Below are 582 nucleotides of genomic sequence, written 5' to 3'. Positions count from 1 at the left end.
CTACCTGAATCCCAACCACTACACCATGCAGGTACTAGCACTGAAGAAAGAAAAAGATGTGAAAGAATACATTCGCTATATCGACCCTAAACACCCTGTATGGGTTAACTGGAAAAATAGCCGAGGTACACGTTGGTATACGGTGACAGCTGGTGATTTTAAATCGAAGCAAGAAGCCTACAATGCGCTTTCGTCGCTGCCAAGCCACGTGAAGCAGTCATCTCCGTTTGTACTGACTTTTGCAGAGATGCAACGTAAGCAACAAACTAGTGTCGTGAGAATGCGCTAATCGCCTGAAAAAAACGGAAGCTTGAGCTTCCGTTTTGTGTTTTCTTAAAGTGCTGCAAGAATAGTTTCTGCATTACTTACTTCAAATTCACTTGGCTTTTCAACGTTAAGTGTTGTTACTACGCCGTTTTCAATGATCATCGCGTAACGTTGTGAGCGAACGCCGCCAAAGCCGCCAGTATCCATTTCCAAGCCTAGCGCTTTAGTAAAGCTAGCATCACCGTCACCTAGCATCAAAATCTCAGAAGCGTTTTGAGCTTCACCCCATGCGTTCATTACGAATGCATCGTTCAC

2 protein-coding genes are annotated in these 582 nt (G+C 44.5%); one reads left to right on the top strand and one right to left on the bottom strand.

Annotated elements, in window-relative coordinates; translation table 11 throughout:
* On the top strand, positions 1-289 hold a 289-nt coding region (locus R7040_RS28390), incomplete at its 5' end, for an SPOR domain-containing protein (protein WP_318097878.1).
* Positions 290-333: 44 nt separating this feature from the next.
* On the opposite strand, the gene R7040_RS28385 is transcribed toward R7040_RS28390, so the two are convergent.
* The coding region (locus R7040_RS28385; RefSeq protein WP_318097876.1) for a redoxin family protein at positions 334-582 on the bottom strand (249 nt) is incomplete at its 5' end.

The organism is Vibrio sp. 1069, assembly GCF_033340555.1.
Note: the sequence above shows the minus strand (reverse complement) of the source record. Positions and strands in the feature narration are given on the sequence as shown.